The following is a 15,657-nucleotide window of genomic DNA, read 5'->3' as shown; positions in this document are numbered from 1 at the left end:
ACAATTGCAACATTCTCTCACTTGGGGCTGTTCTGCCAAGCGGGGGACGGGCATTGCTGGTACGAACACGCGCGTGCAAACCTATAGCCGGCCGGCTGCACGGCGTGACAGGTACCCCTCCGACTTCATTCCGTCGCCGGAGTAATGCCATGTTTGGCCCGCAGGAGTGACACCCAGCAGGTCCGGGATTCCATCTGACGTCGTGTCACCGGTACCCAGAAGGCTGGCGAAAATGTTCCATCCGGTACCGACCTGTTCGCCCGGATATAGCGCACCGTTTCCACCGCCGCGATATAGGAGCAGGGAACCGGCGGCTGTCCGGGCCAGGATGTCGTTCGTCCCGCTCCGGTCATAATCACCGGCTGCTGTCAGCGTTAGGTTTTCCCACCCGAATTCCCCGATCTTTCGTGCGCTGGCGTAACCCTCATGGCCGTTGCCGACGCGTCCGGTACCGGCATAGAACCAGAGCGAGCCGTCTGAATGCCTGCCGATGAGGTCGGCCCTGTTGTCTCCGTTGAGGTCCGCCGATCCGAGGACCTGCCGGAAGATATTCCACCCTGTTCCGACTTTTTGGGCGTGCTTGTAACCCTCGCTCTTCCTGACACCAGCGTCGCCGGTCCCGGCGTAGAACCAGAGTGTGCCGTCGGGTTTGCGTGCGAGGAGGTCAGAACGCCCGTCACCGTTGAAGTCTCCGGGACTGATGACTTCGCTGAAGATATTCCATCCGGTGCCAATTCGGACCGGGGTTCCGTGTTTCCCTGCGGTGGTCCCCGGGTGGAGCCAGAGAGTGCCGTCACGGCGGACGCTTAGCAGATCTGCACGTTTGTCCCCGTTGAAGTCCTTCACACTGATTGTCTGTCTTGTGCTACCGAGGTTTGGTGTCTGGGTGCGGATACCGGGCTTGTAGCCTTCCGAAAGCCATACAGATCGGGTGCCTGCATAAAACGCCAGCGACCGGTCAGTGGAACGTCCAATGAGGTCCGGTTTGCCGTCCTTGTTGAAATCGAAGCCGCCGTGTATTTCCTGATAGATGTTCCAGCCGGTCCCAATGGTGAACCCTCCCCCGAAAGCGCCGTTTCCCCGGCCCGCGAGGAACACCATCCGCCCGTCCGGAGTGCGCCCGATGACATCGTTCTGGCCGTCCCCGTTGAAATCGCCTGCGCCAAGGACCTGGTTGTAGCTGTTCCATCCGCCGCTGACATAACGTGAGGAGCCGTGCTCACCCTTCCCCGTACCCTTGTACAGGTATCCCTTTCCATCATGTCCGACGGCGAGCAGATCTGCCCGCCGGCCGCCTCCGGCCTCGAACATGGGCAGGATCTGCCGGAATGCGTCCCAGCCCCCGATACCGATTTTGCGGCCAGCCCTGTAGCCCTCGTTGCCGCTGCCGACTTTGCCCGTTCCGGAATAGAGCCACAAGCTCCCGTCGGTGCCGCGTGCGAGGATATCGTTCCGGCCGTCGCCGTCGTAATCACCGGGTCCGATGAGCAGGTTGAAGATCTGCCACCCGCTTCCGATCCGCACAGCGGCACCAAACGTGCCGTTGGATTTGCCCGGAGTGAGCCAGAGGGTTCCGTCGGTTCGACGGCTAATCATGTCCGCCACCCCGTCTCCGTTAAAGTCCCCGGGTGTGAACGCACGGTAGGACCAGTCGTCTTGAACCGGGGCGCTGACGGTGATGGAAGCAGCAGAGGCATTCACCGAGTTGATCCTGATTTTGGTGCCGGTATGCGTGGTGAACGTCTGGCCGGCCTGCCAGGCATGATTGGCGTTGTAGTAGCCGGCAAACGGCCGCGTAGAGGGCGGAATGATGAGCGAGTTGATCGCCCATGAGTTGGCCCCGTCGGCCTTGACGATCTTCACGCCGCGGTTGCCGGCCGCTGCCCACTGCAGGTGCTGGTCGTATCCGGCAGGCTGGCGCAACTCCACGTAGTACGCGTCTCCTGAGACCGGATCAGTGAATTTCACCGCCCGGTTGGCCGCAGATCCGCCCCACGGGCGAAGCGAAAAGGTCCGTGATCCGTTGGCCTTGCCCGCATCGAGGATCTCGTTCCCCCTGCCGAAACTACCCGCATCCCAGAAATATGAATTGATCACGGGTTGGTGGTTCTGGGCCGAACCCATGAGATCGGTGGTGTCGCCGTATTCACGGCTGGTGCAGGCACCGTCCGCCCAGCGCCCGTTCGAGCCCGGGCCGACGTCCGAGCGCCCATTCGTGCACTGCAGGCTATTGGCATGAAGCAGGCCCAGGACATGGCCGAACTCATGCGTGACGACGTTGTTGGTGAAATTTGACGGAGCGGGCATGAGGATTCGTCCTGCCGTGCCGCCCACAGTCCACCCGCCGCCGAGGATGCCGCCGTAGCCACCGGACCGCAGATCGGCCGTGGGCACGAAGACCACGAGCGCCGTGTAGGGGTTGTCCACCCATTTCAGCTCTTTGGCGATCTTATTCATCATCGTCGCGTAGTCATCGGAAGCACGGGCGTTGGCGCTGCGGTGAATTTTCTCACTGGCTACGGACATCGACAGGCGACCGTTGGACATCGTTTTCCAGTAGTTGCTGGCGCTGGAGACCGAGTTGCGTGCGGAGGTGAGATTCACCAGGTTGCCGTTGCCGATCACCGTTGCACGGACGAGGGTGACCTTGATGTTTCCTGCCCGTGCCGCTGCGGAGAGCATGCTGGCCGCGCCGCCGCGCGCCAGCATCGGCTCTACGTGCTGATGTTCGGTCTCAACAGCAGAGCGGACGCTGCCGTCAGCCTCGGTGACCAGCGGGGTGTCAGGACCGGGAACGACATGGCCTTTACCGACAGGCACATACTCGTAGCCGTCGTCTTCGGGAACGGCTGTCTCTTCGGGGGTGTTCGAGGCATCGGCGACATCCAGTGGGACTGCCTGCTCTGCGGGCGCCGTGCTCTCCGGAGAAACCTCCGGAGCCGGAGACACCTCCGGAACCGGTGATATCGGCGCAGGAAGGGGCTCAGCGCCGCCATTCAGGGCATCTGCCGGGACCTCGCCCGGAAGAGCGGTGGGCTCAGGGCCACCGGGAGACTCCAGGACAGCATCAGGAAACGCCGGCTCCGCAGTCACGGCCGCCGCGGGAGGAAGACCTCCAAAAACGAGGCCTGCCGTCAACGTTGCAAGCAGGGCGAGTTTCCCGGTTTTCAATGGCAAATCCTTGCATAGCGTTACTTCGGAGGTGGACGTGGTTTCGCTGGGAACCCTCCAATGCCGGACTTGCCGACGGGCGAGCCCGTTCCCAGCGAAACCACTTGCACTCTCAGCTATCGGCTGGAGTTTAGGCGGCGTTACCCGTTTGCGTCACAGGAGGGCAAAAAAGTTAAGCTGGTACTGGAAGTTCCACCACATACACCCATGAACGGAAACCCATGCGCGTCCATATCGCTACAGACCATGCAGGACTCGAACTTAGCGCCCACCTGCAGGAACACCTGGCTTCGAAGGGGTATGAGGTCGTGGACCACGGTCCCAAGGAGTATGACGCGGAAGACGACTACCCGGGTTTCTGCATTGACGCCGCAAAAGCTGTTGCCGCGGACCAGGCAGCCGGAATCGATGCCCTGGGCATCGTGCTGGGCGGTTCAGGCAACGGAGAGCAGATCGCTGCCAACAAGGTCCGCGGCATCCGTGCGGCCCTCGCGTGGAACCTGGACACGGCGCGTCTTGCCCGCCAGCACAACGACGCCAACGTCGTCGCAGTCGGCGGACGGCAGCACAGCCTCGCCGAAGCGACGAACATCATTGACGCGTTCCTCGCAGAGCCCTTCAGCGATGCCGAACGCCACGTCCGGCGCATCGGACAGATTGCGGAGTACGAGACCAGCGGCGCCATTGCCGCCCGCTGATGCCTGAAGGCCACTCCATCCACCGGCTCGCCCGGCAATTCCGGTCGGTTTTTGCCGGGCAGAGGCTGGCGGTTTCCAGCCCCCAGGGCCGGTTTACTGCGGGGGCCGCACAGCTGGACGGGCACGTCCTCGTCGACGCCGAAGCACACGGAAAGCAGTTGTTCCTGGGGTTCGACAACGAACTTTTCCTGCGAATCCATCTGGGACTTTACGGTGCCTTCGATTTCGGCGGAGATGAGACGTTCCGCGGTTCGTCCAGCATCGGTGCGCCGCGCCGGGTGGGGGAGCATGAAGTAGCTGACGACGGCGGCATGGCCGCGTATGCGGGCCCGCCTGAGCCCCGGGGTGCGGTGCGCGTCCGCTTGGTATCCGATCACGGATGGGCGGATCTGCGCGGCCCCACGGCATGCGAGGTTGTCACTGAGCACGAACGCTCGGCAGTCCTGGCAAGGCTGGGCCCGGACCCGCTGCAGCCGGACGCAGACCCGGAGGAGTTCGTTCGCCGGCTGACTCAGCGGAATTCGCCGGTGGGACAGCTGCTGATGAACCAGGAAGTCCTCGCCGGCGTAGGCAACGTCTACCGGGCCGAGCTGCTGTTCCGGGCGCAGATACCGCCCCGGCAGCCGGGTAAACAGGTTCTTCAGGCCACGGCGCTTGACCTGTGGAAGGACGCCGTCGTGCTGATGGCCGACGGCGTCGCCGCCGGAAGGATTGTTACGACGCGTCCGGAGCACCGCGGCGATCAGTCGCAGCCGGCGCCGGCCAGTGATGCGCATTACGTCTATAAGCGCCAGGGCCTGCCCTGCCGGATCTGCGGTACCGCGGTGGCCATGACGGACATGGCCGCGCGGAAGCTGTACTGGTGCCCGTCCTGCCAAGCAGGATAAGGACACAAAAAAGTCCCGGTTCACGGTGTCTGTACCGTAGATCGGGACTCTTTGGGGGAAATAATCCGCCGAGGGGATGACGGGAATCGAACCCGCGTAATCAGTTTGGAAGACTGAGGCTCTACCATTGAGCTACATCCCCGGCGCCCTAAGGCAGGATTTACCTTAGCACGGGTTTTCGGCGGATGGACAATCGGCGGCTTCCGCTTCGAACGGTGTGCCGGGCAGGTCCGGAATTGTGCATGATTGCAACAATGCCGGTAGGCTGTCAGGTGCACTGACGGGGTGTAGCTCAGCTTGGAAGAGCGCCTGCTTTGGGAGCAGGAAGTCGCAGGTTCAAATCCTGTCACCCCGACTCTGTATGAACAACGGTGCAGACCAACCCCAGAACCCTCAGGAGAACTAACGCTGTGAAGAGCGCTGTAGAAAACCTCACACCCACGCGGGTAAAGCTCAACGTAGAAGTTCCGCTTGAGGAATTGAAGCCGAGCATCGACGAGGCCTACAAGACCATCGCCACCCAGGTGCAGGTCCCGGGCTTCCGCAAGGGCAAGGTCCCCAACAAGCTCATCGACCAGCGCGTTGGCCGCGGCTACGTCCTCGAAACCGCCATCAACGAAGGCCTGAACGGGTTCTACCAGGCAGCAGTCCAGGAAACGGGCATCCGCCCCCTGAGCCGGCCTGAGGTTGAGATCAGCGAAGTTCCCGATCCCACTTCGGACGAAGGCCAGCTGGTCTTCAACGTCGAGCTGGACATCCGCCCCGAAATCGAACTGCCGGACTACGCAGGCATCGAGGTCACCGTTGAGCCGGCCGAAGCCGCAGACGGCGACGTCGACAAGGCGCTGGACGAGCTTCGCGGCCGCTTTGGCACGCTGAAATCCGTTGACCGCCCCGCTGCCAACGACGACTTCCTGACCATGGACCTGGTCGCGAAGGTCGACGGCGAAGAGGTGGATTCCGCTGCGGACCTGTCCTACCAGGTCGGCGCCGGCACCATGCTTGAAGGCATGGATGAAGCAGTTACCGGTCTCTCCGCAGACGAGTCGGCAACGTTCGTCACCAAGCTGGCCGGCGGTGAGCACGCAGGCTCCGACGCCGAGGTCACCGTCACCGTGAAGGCTGTCAAGGAGCGCGAACTCCCCGAGGCCAACGACGACTTCGCCCAGCTGGCGAGCGAGTTCGACACCATCGCCGAACTCCGCGAAGACCTGGCAAAGCGCGCAGCCGAAGCCAAGGTCATGGAGCAGGGCGTCGAAGCCCGCGACAAGGTCCTCGAGAAGCTGCTGGAAATGGTTGAGGTTCCGGTTCCGGAGTCTGTCATCGAAGAGCAGCTTGAGCAGCACTTCAACTCTGATTCGGCCCACGCTGCCGGCGAAGACCATGACAACGAAGAGCACCGCGCCGAGATCCGCGAGAACACCGAGCAGGCGTTCAAGAACGAAATCATCCTGGACGCTGTCGCGGACAAGGAAGAGGTCGGGGTCAACCAGAACGAGCTCATCGACTACATCGTGTCGATGGCCGGACAGTACGGCATGGATCCCAACCAGTTCGCACAGCTCATTGACCAGGGCGGCCAGGTTCCGATGATGGTTGGCGAAGTCCGCCGCCGCAAGGCCCTCGCCAAGGTCCTGGAACTGGCGAAGGTTTCCGACACCACCGGCGCCGAGGTCGACCTGACCGCGTTCGTCCGCCCGGAAGGCGAAGAGACGGCACCTGAGGCCGACGCCGCCGAAGAGGCAGCCGACGACAAGGCCTAGGCTTTATTCCAAGCGAGAAAAACCAGCATCGCAGCACCGCAGCCCAGGCTGCGGTGCTGCGTGCTTTAATCCGGTAGTTCCAGCCTTCCGCAAAGCTGTGCGCCACGGACGCATGCGGCGGGCGGGCGCACCGTGCGCCGTCAGCGAACAGTGCGCGTAACGGGAGCAAAAGCAACACACGACCGGTTAGTGTCCAAGAAGAGATAAACGGCGGAGGCCAATCCGGTGTACACAGCGGACCGGTAACCCGCCAGAGCGAGAGGTCACTCAGTATGGCAAATGCACCCAGCACACCCACTATGGCTACTGTGGACCCGGCCAGCCGGGATGACTACATCTACAACCGGCTGCTGAAGGAACGGATCATCTGGCTCGGCTCCGAGGTTCGGGACGACAATGCCAACGCGATCTGCTCCCAGCTCCTCCTGCTCTCCGCCGAGGACCCCGAAAAGGACATCTACCTCTACATCAACTCCCCGGGCGGCTCGGTAACGGCCGGCATGGCCATCTATGACACCATGCAGTTCATTCCGAACGACGTCGTCACCGTCGCTACCGGCCTGGCGGCGTCGATGGGACAGTTCCTGCTGTCCTCCGGCACGAAAGGCAAGCGCTACGCTACGCCGCACGCACGTATCCTCATGCACCAGCCGTCCGGCGGCATCGGCGGCACCGCCTCCGATATCCGCATCCAGGCTGAACTGATCCTGCACATGAAGCAGGTCATGGCCGAGCTCACCGCCGAGCAGACCGGCCAGAGCGTTGAGACCATCCTGAAGGACAACGACCGCGACAAGTGGTTCACCGCTGAGGAAGGCCTCGCCTACGGCTTCTTCGACAAGATCTCCGCCCACGCCGGCGGAGTTACCGGCGGCGGCGGAACCAACCAGGACCAGGACGGCGAGCAGGAATAACCTGCACCGGGCAGCGCACACAAAGACTTCAGGAGTAAAGCAATGAACCACAATTTCGGAACCCCGGGCGCCATGGCTCCGCAGATGCCGTCCAGCCGTTACGTACTGCCGCAGTTCGAAGAGCGCACGCCGTACGGCTTCAAGCGCCAGGACCCCTACACCAAGCTGTTCGAGGACCGCATCATCTTCCTCGGCGTGCAGGTTGACGACGCGTCAGCCGACGACGTCATGGCGCAGCTCCTGGTGCTGGAATCCACGGACCCGGACCGCGACATCACCCTCTACATCAACTCTCCCGGCGGCTCGTTCACGGCCATGACGGCAATTTACGACACCATGCAGTACATCCGCCCGGAAATCCAGACGGTTTGCCTTGGCCAGGCCGCCAGCGCTGCTGCCGTCCTGCTGGCAGCCGGTACCCCGGGCAAGCGCCTGGCACTGCCGAACGCACGCGTGCTCATCCACCAGCCGGCCCTCGGCGGCGGTGAGCGGGGACAGGCCTCCGACCTGGAGATCCAGGCAGCAGAGGTCATGCGCATGCGGACCTGGCTTGAGGACACCCTGGCACTGCACTCCAACAAGACGTCGGAGGAAGTCAACCGGGACATCGAACGCGACAAGATCCTGACTGCACAGCTGGCCCTCGAATACGGGCTGATCGACCAGGTGCTCGATTCGCGCAAGATCAAGACACCGGCCATCAACAAGAGCTGAGCTGCCCTTCGGGCCTAAGCGCCTTGGCCCAGCTGCGGGCATCCACCACGCATGGCAGGGGCAGCGACGGAAGCCCGTGGAGCGGAAAAACCGCACCACGGGCTTCTTGGTTGCTGATTAGCTCCTCCAAGTGTCCTAGAGTGGACCATGCTGACAGGCACGCATTTCCTTCCGGCACGTTATTCCTCCGGCACGGCAACCGCCTTTCCGGGGACCATCTAAAGGGGACTGAACTATGGCTCGCATTGGTGAGAGCACAGATCTGCTTAAGTGCTCTTTCTGCGGAAAGAGCCAGAAGCAGGTGCGGAAGCTCATTGCCGGCCCCGGGGTCTACATCTGCGATGAGTGCATCGAGCTGTGCAACGAGATCATCGAAGAGGAACTCTCGGAATCAACCGAGGGCGATACCTTTGTCCTGCCCAAGCCGCGGGAAATCTTCGACTCCCTGCAGGAATACGTCATCGGACAGGAACCGGCCAAGCGGTCCCTCGCCGTCGCCGTCTACAACCATTACAAGCGCATCCAGTCCGGACATGCGACGCGCGGTCCCGGGAACCTGACCGACGCGGTCGGTACCGAGGACGTGGAGATCGGCAAGTCCAACATCCTCCTGATCGGCCCCACCGGCTGCGGCAAGACCTATCTGGCACAGACGCTGGCCCGACGGCTGAACGTGCCGTTCGCCGTCGCTGATGCCACCGCGCTGACGGAAGCCGGCTACGTGGGCGAGGACGTTGAGAACATCCTCCTGAAGCTCATCCAGGCCGCTGACTATGACGTCAAGAAGGCCGAGCAGGGCATCATCTACATTGACGAGATCGACAAGATTTCGCGCAAAAGCGAGAACCCTTCCATCACCCGGGATGTCTCCGGCGAAGGGGTGCAGCAGGCACTGCTGAAGATCCTGGAGGGCACGGTTGCCTCGGTGCCGCCGCAGGGCGGGCGCAAGCATCCGCACCAGGAATTCATCCAGATCGACACCACGAACGTCCTCTTCATCGTTGCCGGCGCCTTCGCCGGACTGGAGGAAATCATCGGCTCGCGGTCCGGCCGCAAGGGCATCGGTTTTGGCGCCCCGCTGAATGAGACCACCAAGGGAACGGATTCCTACGCGGAGGTCATGCCGGAGGACCTGCTGAAGTTTGGCCTCATCCCTGAATTCATTGGCCGGCTGCCGGTCATCACCACGGTCTCCAACCTGGACCGTACCGCGCTCATCCAGATCCTGACCGAACCGAAGAACGCTCTGGTGAAGCAGTTCCAGAAAATGTTCCAGCTCGACGGCGTGGAGCTGGTGTTCGACGCCGACGCCCTCGACGCCATCGCTGACCAGGCACTGGAGCGCGGCACCGGTGCCCGCGGCTTGCGTGCGATCCTCGAAGAGGTACTGCTGCCGGTCATGTTCGACCTGCCCAGCCGGGACGACGTCGCGCGTGTCGTGATCACCCGGGAGGCAGTGACCGACAAGGTGGAACCCACCCTGATCTCACACGACGTGATCGCGAAGCGGCGGAACAAGTCGGCCTAGCGTCACCACCCCAGCAACACACTGCGCCAAGGAGCAAACCCGTGTCCAACAGCACTGCCACAGCCGATTTCTGGTTCGATCCCACCTGCCCGTTCGCCTGGGTCACTTCGCGCTGGATGGGCGAAGTCGAAAAGGTGCGCGATGTCCGTACTGACTGGCACGTCATGAGCCTTGCGGTGCTGAACGAGGGACGCGACCTGCCGGAAGCCTACCGGGAACGGATCGACAAGGCCTGGGGCCCGGTTCGGGTCATCATTGCCGCCGCGGAGCTGCACGGACCCGAGAACATCAAGAAGCTCTATGACGCCATGGGCACGCGCATCCACGAAAAGGAAATGAAGGACTACGACGCGGTCATTGCCGAATCGCTGCAGGAAGCCGGCCTGCCGGCCGAACTTGCCGAGATCGCCGCAACTGACAAGTTCGACGACCAGCTCCGCGCGTCCCACCAGCGGGCCATCGACATGGTAGGCGACGACGTCGGCACACCGGTCGTGGCTTTCAACGGCACCGCTTTCTTTGGCCCGGTGCTCACCCGGATTCCGCGCGGTGAGGAAGCCGGAAAGATGTTCGACGGCGCCGTGCTCCTGGCCTCCAACCCGGCTTTCTTTGAACTCAAGCGCAGCCGCACCGAGACCCCGCAGTTCGGCTAGCTAAGGTGAGTTCCCCGCTCAGGAACTCCTCGCAGCCTTAAACGCACGTGCCCCCGGCCGGATCATCCGGCCGGGGGCACGTGCTTTTCGTTCTATTCCGCGGGGGCCAGCTCGACGCCGGTCACGGCCATCTCGCCGTCGCCCTCAGCCAAGTCCAGCTTCCGGACATTACCGGCAGCCAGCAGGTCAGGCAGGCCCGCGCGCAGGCGTGCCACCTGCGCTGCCGGGGCCGTCACCGTGGCCGCCAGGACCTCGGTGCGCTGCTTGACCTTTGCCTCGGACTTCGCCTTGCGGATGCCGCCGAGGGCCTGGGCAACCGTTCCCAGGATCGCAGCGTCGGCACCGGATACTTCTGCGGCGAGACCCTCCACGGCAGGCCAGGTGGCGCGGTGGACGGAACCCGCACGCCACCAGCTCCAGACCTCTTCGGTGGCGAAGGGCAGGAACGGGGCGAACAGGCGCAGGAGCGAATCCAGCGTTGTGGCCAGGGTTGCCAGGACGGAGGCCTGCTCTGCGTCACCGGCGGCGCCGTAGGCCCGATCCTTGATCAGCTCCACGTAGTCGTCCGTGAAGGACCAGAAGAAGGACTCGGTGATCTGCAGTGCCCGGGCGTAGTCGTAGCTCTCGAACGCCTTCGTCGCATTGTTGACGACGTCGACCAGCTGCACCAGGAGCGACTTGTCCAGCGGGTTCGTGATTACCGAAGCGTCGGCTGAAACCACATTGGCTTCCGTCGCGCCGAGGTTCAGCACGAACTTGGAGGCGTTGAGCAGCTTGATGGCCAGCCGCCGGCCGATCTTCATCTGTGCGATTTCGTAGGCGGTGTCCGCGCCCAGCTTGGCGGAGGCGGCCCAGTATCGGACGGCGTCGGACCCGTACTCGTTGAGCACATCAGTGGGGACCACTACGTTGCCCTTGGACTTGGACATCTTCTTGCGGTCCGGATCCAGGATCCAGCCGGAGATCGCTGCGTGCTTCCACGGAGCCGCGTGCTGCAGGGCATCAGCGCGGACCACGGAGGAGAACAGCCAGGTCCGGATGATGTCGTGGCCCTGCGGGCGCAGGTCGAACGGGAAGACCTTGGAGAACAGGTCCTCATCCACGCCCCAGCCGCCCACGATCTGCGGGGTCAGGGAAGACGTCGCCCAGGTGTCCAGCACGTCTGCGTCGCCAATGAAGCCGCCCGGAGCGTTGCGCTGGGACTCTTCGTAGCCAGGTGCCGGGTCCGCTGCCGGGTCTGCCGGGAGGGACTCGAAGGACGGCAGGATCGGGTTGTCGTAGTCCGGGTTGCCGGAGTTATCCAGCGGGTACCAGACCGGAACGGGAACGCCGAAGAAGCGCTGGCGGGAAACCAGCCAGTCGCCGTTGAGGCCTTCGATCCAGTTCTCGTAGCGGGACCGCATGAACGCGGGGTGGAAGTCGATTTCCTTGCCGCGGGCGATCAGGGCCTCGCGGCGGTCGGCGTCGCGGCCGCCGTTGCGGATGTACCACTGGCGGCTGGTGACAACCTCAAGCGGCTTGTCGCCCTTTTCGAAGAAGTTCACCGGGTGGGTGATCTTCTTCGGCTCGCCGTCCAGGTCGCCGCTTTCGCGGAGCATCTCGACGACGGCTTCCTTGGCGCTGAAGACGGTCTTGCCGGCGACTGCTGCGTAGTTTTCCTGCGCGGCCGGCGTCGTGATCCAGTCCGGGGTGTCGGCCAGGATGCGGCCGTCGCGGCCAATCACGGCACGGGTGGGCAGGTTCAGCTCGCGCCACCAGGTGACGTCGGTGAGGTCGCCGAAGGTGCAGATCATGGCGATGCCCGAGCCCTTGTCCGGCTTGGCCAGCGGGTGTGCCTTGACCTCGACCTCGACGTCGAAGAGCGGGGACTTCACGGTGGTGCCGAACAGGCGCTGGTAACGCTCGTCGTCGGGGTGTGCCACCAGTGCCACGCAGGCAGGCAGCAGTTCCGGGCGGGTGGTTTCGATGAAGATCTTCTCGCCGTCCGGGGCGTGGAAGCTGATCCGGTGGTAGGCGCCGGGCTGCTCGCGGTCCTCGAGCTCGGCCTGGGCCACAGCGGTGCGGAAGGTGACGTCCCAGAGGGTCGGTGCTTCTGCCATGTAGGCATCGCCGGCCTTGAGATTTTCCAGGAAGGCGCGCTGGCTGACGGCGCGGGAGTGGTCGTCGATGGTCCGGTAGGTGCGGGTCCAATCGACGGACAGGCCGAGGGTGCTGAAGAGGTTCTCGAAGACCTTTTCATCCTCGACCGCCAGCTCTTCACAGAGCTCGATGAAGTTCCGGCGGGAGATCACGTCGAAATCGCGCTGGTTCTTGGGCGCGGTTGCCGGCGGACGGTAATCCGGATCGTACGGCTTGGTCGGATCGCAGCGGACGCCGTAGTAGTTCTGCACCCGGCGCTCCGTGGGAAGGCCGTTGTCATCCCATCCCATCGGATAGAAGACGTTCTTGCCCTTCATCCGCTGGTAGCGGGCGAGGACGTCGGTCTGCGTGTAGGAGAACATGTGTCCAACGTGCAGGGAACCCGAGGCGGTCGGCGGCGGAGTGTCAATCGAGTAGACCTCGTCCCGGACCGTGTCGGGATCAAAAGCATAAGTTCCCTCTTCGCGCCAGCGGCGGCTGAGGGTCTCTTCCAGCCCTTCCAGGGCGGGCTTGTCAGGAACGGAAACGGTCGCGGCGGGCGTGTCTGTGCCCGGGATATTTTCAGCCATGGTGTCCATTCTCCCATGTGCCGTGCGGCTTGTGCGTCTGTGTCCTCCCCGTGGACCGAAACCCTTCCCAGCACCGGAGCGAAGCGCCTAGCCTCCGATACATGGCTGGAATCGGCGGCGTTACTCCTTCCCAACTGAGGCTGCAGCGAATCTACGCGGAGCCCGACGGCGGCTTTCGGGTCCTGGTCGACAGGCTCTGGCCCCGCGGGGTGTCCAAGGCAAGGGCGGCGTTGGATGAATGGTTCAAGGACGCGGCACCCAGCACCGAACTGCGGGAGTGGTTCGGGCACCGTCCGGAACGGTGGGAGGGCTTCACCCAGCGGTATCTCCAGAACTGGAGAACAACGACGCCGTCGTGGATTTTGCGGCCCAGTGCGCTGGGCGGCCGGAGACCGTCCTGCTCTTCGGAGCCCGCAACGAGCAGGAGAATGAAGCCGTTGTGCTGCGGGACTACCTGCTCGGCCGGAACCTCACGTAGCTGTAGCCAACCAGGAAGATGGCCAGACAGCCGGACAGGATGAGCAGGGCTCCGGTACTCCAGCCGCCGGGGAGCCACCAGTCGTGATGCAGGGGCCACCACTGGGGAACCCGGCGCCACAGTCCCCAGGTGATCCCCGCGGCAATCAAGGTCACGGCGCTGGTCAGCGCAAGGACGATCCGGGTCCAGGACTGAACCCCCTGCTCAGCAGCACGGTATGCCCGGACCTTGACCGGATGCAGCCACCGGCTGGCCCAGTGGTAGCGCAGGGACAGTATTGCCAGCCCGGCGACCAGCATCAGCAGGCCCGGCCCGGGGAGCACCAGCGCGGCAGCGCCCAGCACGATCAAGGTCCAGCCGGCTACCTCAATCCCGGTGCGGCGGACCCAGGCGGGGATTCTGTCGGAACGGGGCATGGAGCCAGCTTCGCACAGCTGCGCCGGATCGGCACGAGTCAGGTCTGGCCGGGGCGAAGGGCGTCCGGGTGTGGGCAGCCCCGGGAGGTGGAGGGGACCCGGAATGCGGCCCCCGCCTTTCCTGCCGTGCACAGCTTCCCAGCCCTCGTTACGGATGCGACGGGTGGGGTCCCACCAGGATCACCGGTAACAATGAGCGGGAATCTGCGCGCTGGGAGCCGAGCGCCGGCGTCGACCATCCCTGCACAAGTTCGGTGCCTCGACAGTGGACGGCGTGAGGCTCCACAGGTAGGGCACCTGACCGTACACGGATTGAATGCTGCTCAGACTGGGACCGTGCACGCGATAGAAGCAGTTGCATATGGCTTCTGGTGGGAGCTCAGGAGTCACAACAGTAACCAGGGGGCCGGGGACGTGCACGGGCGGGGACCGCAGGAGTCACAACAGTAACCAGGGCTGGGAAACCGTGCGGTGAGGCGGGTACGCCGACGGGATAAACCACCGCTGAACAGCGCTAGCGGAGCAAAGGATGCAAGGCGCAGCACGGCCGTGTTCCGGGCGAACCGGGATGCCGTTCGCTAGGCTGGCCCGCATGACGAACAAGCGCGTAGTGGTAACCGGAGCAAGCTCGGGCATTGGAGCGGCGGCAGTGCGCGCCCTCAAGGACACCGGCTGGGATGTCATCGCCGTTGCCCGGCGTGAGGACCGGCTGCAGGAATTGGCGGCAGAAACCGGCGCCCAGGTCCTCACCTGCGACGTCACCGACCAGGCTTCGGTGGAAGCCATGGCCCGGCAGGTGCTCGACGGCGGGGGAGTGGATGCCATCGTGAACAACGCCGGCGGTGCCTTCGGCATGGACTCCGTGGCGGAGGGAAAGCCGGACGACTGGATCCGGATGTACAACGTGAACGTTCTGGGGGCGCTCTACGTGACGCAGGCGTTCCTGCCCGCGCTGCGCGAGAACGGACACGGGTCCATCCTCATGCTCACATCCACGGCGGCGCTCGCAGCGTACGAAGGGGGAGCAGGTTACTGCGCGGCGAAAGCCGGCGAGGAAGCACTGACCCAAGCACTGCGCCTCGAAGAAGCGGAGCACAACATCAGGGTTATCGAGATCCTTCCGGGCATGGTCAAGACCGAGGAGTTCTCGCTGAACCGGCTCGGAGACGCAGCTGCCGCAGACAAGATCTACGCCGGCGTCGAGAAGCCGCTCACCGCGGCCGACGTCGCGGACGTCATGGCCTACGCGCTCAACGCTCCGCACCACGTGAACCTGGACCAGGTCGTCATCCGTCCAGTGGCACAGGCAGCGCAGCACAAAGTCATCCGCCGCTAGGCGCGGTGCCGGCGAGCGGCGCGCCGCCCGGCACGGCCACGCGGCGCGCCGCCCGCACGGCTGCGGGGGCGCCGGCCACCCGGCACGGCCGGCTCCGGCACGCAGCTTCGACAGACGCCCGGAGGTGGCCTAAACTGGGCCAAGCAGCTTTGACCCGGCCATCACCGGCGAGCTTCCGGAAGAACAGTGCCTCTCCTCGCAGGGCAGGCACCCAGTAGAACCGGACGGGTAAGCCCGTCACAGCAGTCAATGAGCGGCAGCCGGCGCACGCATCTGGAATACCAGGGCGGGCGACGGCGGCAAGCGAGGTGGTACCGCGGTTTCCCGCACGGCGTCAGCCGGAAGGGTGAATCGCCCTTGCATCCTGTTTTTACAGCCAGATTCATTTGCC

General features: G+C 64.0%; 12 protein-coding genes and 2 tRNA genes. 10 read left to right on the top strand and 4 right to left on the bottom strand.

Annotated features, from left to right (window positions below):
- Positions 1–81 precede the first annotated feature (81 nt).
- Complete coding sequence (locus tag LOC59_RS08840; protein ID WP_227916600.1) at positions 82–3,171, bottom strand: FG-GAP-like repeat-containing protein; 3,090 nt, start codon at positions 3,169–3,171, stop codon at positions 82–84.
- Between the two features lie 221 nt (positions 3,172–3,392).
- Between LOC59_RS08840 and LOC59_RS08835 the strand changes: the two genes are divergently transcribed.
- Together LOC59_RS08835 and LOC59_RS08830 are read left to right on the top strand one after the other, a co-directional pair.
- Entirely contained in the window at positions 3,393–3,869 is a 477-nt protein-coding gene (locus LOC59_RS08835) for a ribose-5-phosphate isomerase (RefSeq protein ID WP_227916601.1), read from the top strand.
- Positions 3,869–4,756 carry an Fpg/Nei family DNA glycosylase gene (locus tag LOC59_RS08830; RefSeq protein ID WP_229971527.1) on the top strand — a complete coding sequence of 296 codons (888 nt, stop codon included), beginning with the start codon at positions 3,869–3,871 and terminating at the stop codon, positions 4,754–4,756. Before LOC59_RS08835 ends, LOC59_RS08830 begins: the two co-directional genes overlap by 1 nt.
- 71 nt (positions 4,757–4,827) lie before the next feature.
- Here LOC59_RS08830 and LOC59_RS08825 read toward each other — a convergent pair.
- A tRNA-Gly gene (locus LOC59_RS08825) sits at positions 4,828–4,898 on the bottom strand.
- Positions 4,899–5,037: 139 nt separating this feature from the next.
- Here LOC59_RS08825 and LOC59_RS08820 point away from each other — a divergent pair.
- From LOC59_RS08820 to LOC59_RS08795, 6 genes are all read left to right on the top strand, one after another.
- Positions 5,038–5,111 (top strand) — tRNA-Pro (locus LOC59_RS08820).
- A 55-nt stretch (positions 5,112–5,166) separates the two neighbouring features.
- A complete protein-coding gene (gene tig / locus LOC59_RS08815; RefSeq protein WP_227895586.1) occupies positions 5,167–6,519 on the top strand; it encodes a trigger factor in 1,353 nt (450 codons plus the stop codon).
- Positions 6,520–6,818: 299 nt separating this feature from the next.
- A complete protein-coding gene (locus LOC59_RS08810; RefSeq protein WP_227895587.1) occupies positions 6,819–7,433 on the top strand; it encodes an ATP-dependent Clp protease proteolytic subunit in 615 nt (204 codons plus the stop codon).
- Between the two features lie 42 nt (positions 7,434–7,475).
- A complete protein-coding gene (locus LOC59_RS08805; RefSeq protein ID WP_227895588.1) occupies positions 7,476–8,147 on the top strand; it encodes an ATP-dependent Clp protease proteolytic subunit in 672 nt (223 codons plus the stop codon).
- Between the two features lie 235 nt (positions 8,148–8,382).
- Positions 8,383–9,675, top strand: a complete 1,293-nt coding sequence (clpX, locus tag LOC59_RS08800) for an ATP-dependent Clp protease ATP-binding subunit ClpX (protein ID WP_227916603.1) — start codon at positions 8,383–8,385, stop codon at positions 9,673–9,675.
- Positions 9,676–9,716: 41 nt separating this feature from the next.
- A complete protein-coding gene (locus tag LOC59_RS08795; RefSeq protein WP_227916604.1) occupies positions 9,717–10,328 on the top strand; it encodes a DsbA family protein in 612 nt (203 codons plus the stop codon).
- 92 nt (positions 10,329–10,420) lie between these two features.
- Here the strand turns inward: LOC59_RS08795 and valS are convergent, their stop codons facing one another.
- Positions 10,421–13,036: a valine--tRNA ligase gene (gene valS / locus LOC59_RS08790; protein WP_227895591.1), complete on the bottom strand. Its 2,616-nt coding sequence runs from the start codon at positions 13,034–13,036 to the stop codon at positions 10,421–10,423.
- A 101-nt stretch (positions 13,037–13,137) separates the two neighbouring features.
- Between valS and LOC59_RS08785 the strand changes: the two genes are divergently transcribed.
- Positions 13,138–13,557 (top strand): DUF488 domain-containing protein, encoded by a 420-nt coding sequence (locus LOC59_RS08785; protein WP_331460431.1) that lies wholly within the window; start codon positions 13,138–13,140, stop codon positions 13,555–13,557.
- On the opposite strand, the gene LOC59_RS08780 is transcribed toward LOC59_RS08785, so the two are convergent.
- Positions 13,487–13,930: a PGPGW domain-containing protein gene (locus tag LOC59_RS08780; RefSeq protein WP_227916605.1), complete on the bottom strand. Its 444-nt coding sequence runs from the start codon at positions 13,928–13,930 to the stop codon at positions 13,487–13,489. The two genes, LOC59_RS08785 and LOC59_RS08780, sit on opposite strands and share 71 nt — an antisense overlap.
- 592 nt (positions 13,931–14,522) lie before the next feature.
- Between LOC59_RS08780 and LOC59_RS08775 the strand changes: the two genes are divergently transcribed.
- Positions 14,523–15,266, top strand: a complete 744-nt coding sequence (locus LOC59_RS08775) for an SDR family oxidoreductase (RefSeq protein ID WP_227895594.1) — start codon at positions 14,523–14,525, stop codon at positions 15,264–15,266.
- The last annotated feature ends 391 nt before the right edge of the window (positions 15,267–15,657 follow it).

Origin of the sequence: Arthrobacter sp. zg-Y916 (genome assembly GCF_020907385.1) — a bacterium.
In the GTDB taxonomy this organism is placed as follows: domain Bacteria; phylum Actinomycetota; class Actinomycetes; order Actinomycetales; family Micrococcaceae; genus Arthrobacter_B; species Arthrobacter_B caoxuetaonis.
This window is presented reverse-complemented; position numbering and strand designations above follow the sequence as displayed.

Bases quoted from the DNA above. Each gene is read 5' to 3' on its own strand.
- LOC59_RS08785 (WP_331460431.1), top strand. From the start codon at position 13,138: ATGGCTGGAATCGGCGGCGTTACTCCTTCCCAACTGAGGCTGCAGCGA.
- valS (WP_227895591.1), bottom strand. From the start codon at position 13,036: ATGGCTGAAAATATCCCGGGCACAGACACGCCCGCCGCGACCGTTTCC.
- LOC59_RS08810 (WP_227895587.1), top strand. From the start codon at position 6,819: ATGGCTACTGTGGACCCGGCCAGCCGGGATGACTACATCTACAACCGG.
- LOC59_RS08805 (WP_227895588.1), top strand. From the start codon at position 7,476: ATGAACCACAATTTCGGAACCCCGGGCGCCATGGCTCCGCAGATGCCG.
- LOC59_RS08780 (WP_227916605.1), bottom strand. From the start codon at position 13,930: ATGCCCCGTTCCGACAGAATCCCCGCCTGGGTCCGCCGCACCGGGATT.
- LOC59_RS08830 (WP_229971527.1), top strand. From the start codon at position 3,869: ATGCCTGAAGGCCACTCCATCCACCGGCTCGCCCGGCAATTCCGGTCG.
- LOC59_RS08835 (WP_227916601.1), top strand. From the start codon at position 3,393: ATGCGCGTCCATATCGCTACAGACCATGCAGGACTCGAACTTAGCGCC.
- LOC59_RS08775 (WP_227895594.1), top strand. From the start codon at position 14,523: ATGACGAACAAGCGCGTAGTGGTAACCGGAGCAAGCTCGGGCATTGGA.
- clpX (WP_227916603.1), top strand. From the start codon at position 8,383: ATGGCTCGCATTGGTGAGAGCACAGATCTGCTTAAGTGCTCTTTCTGC.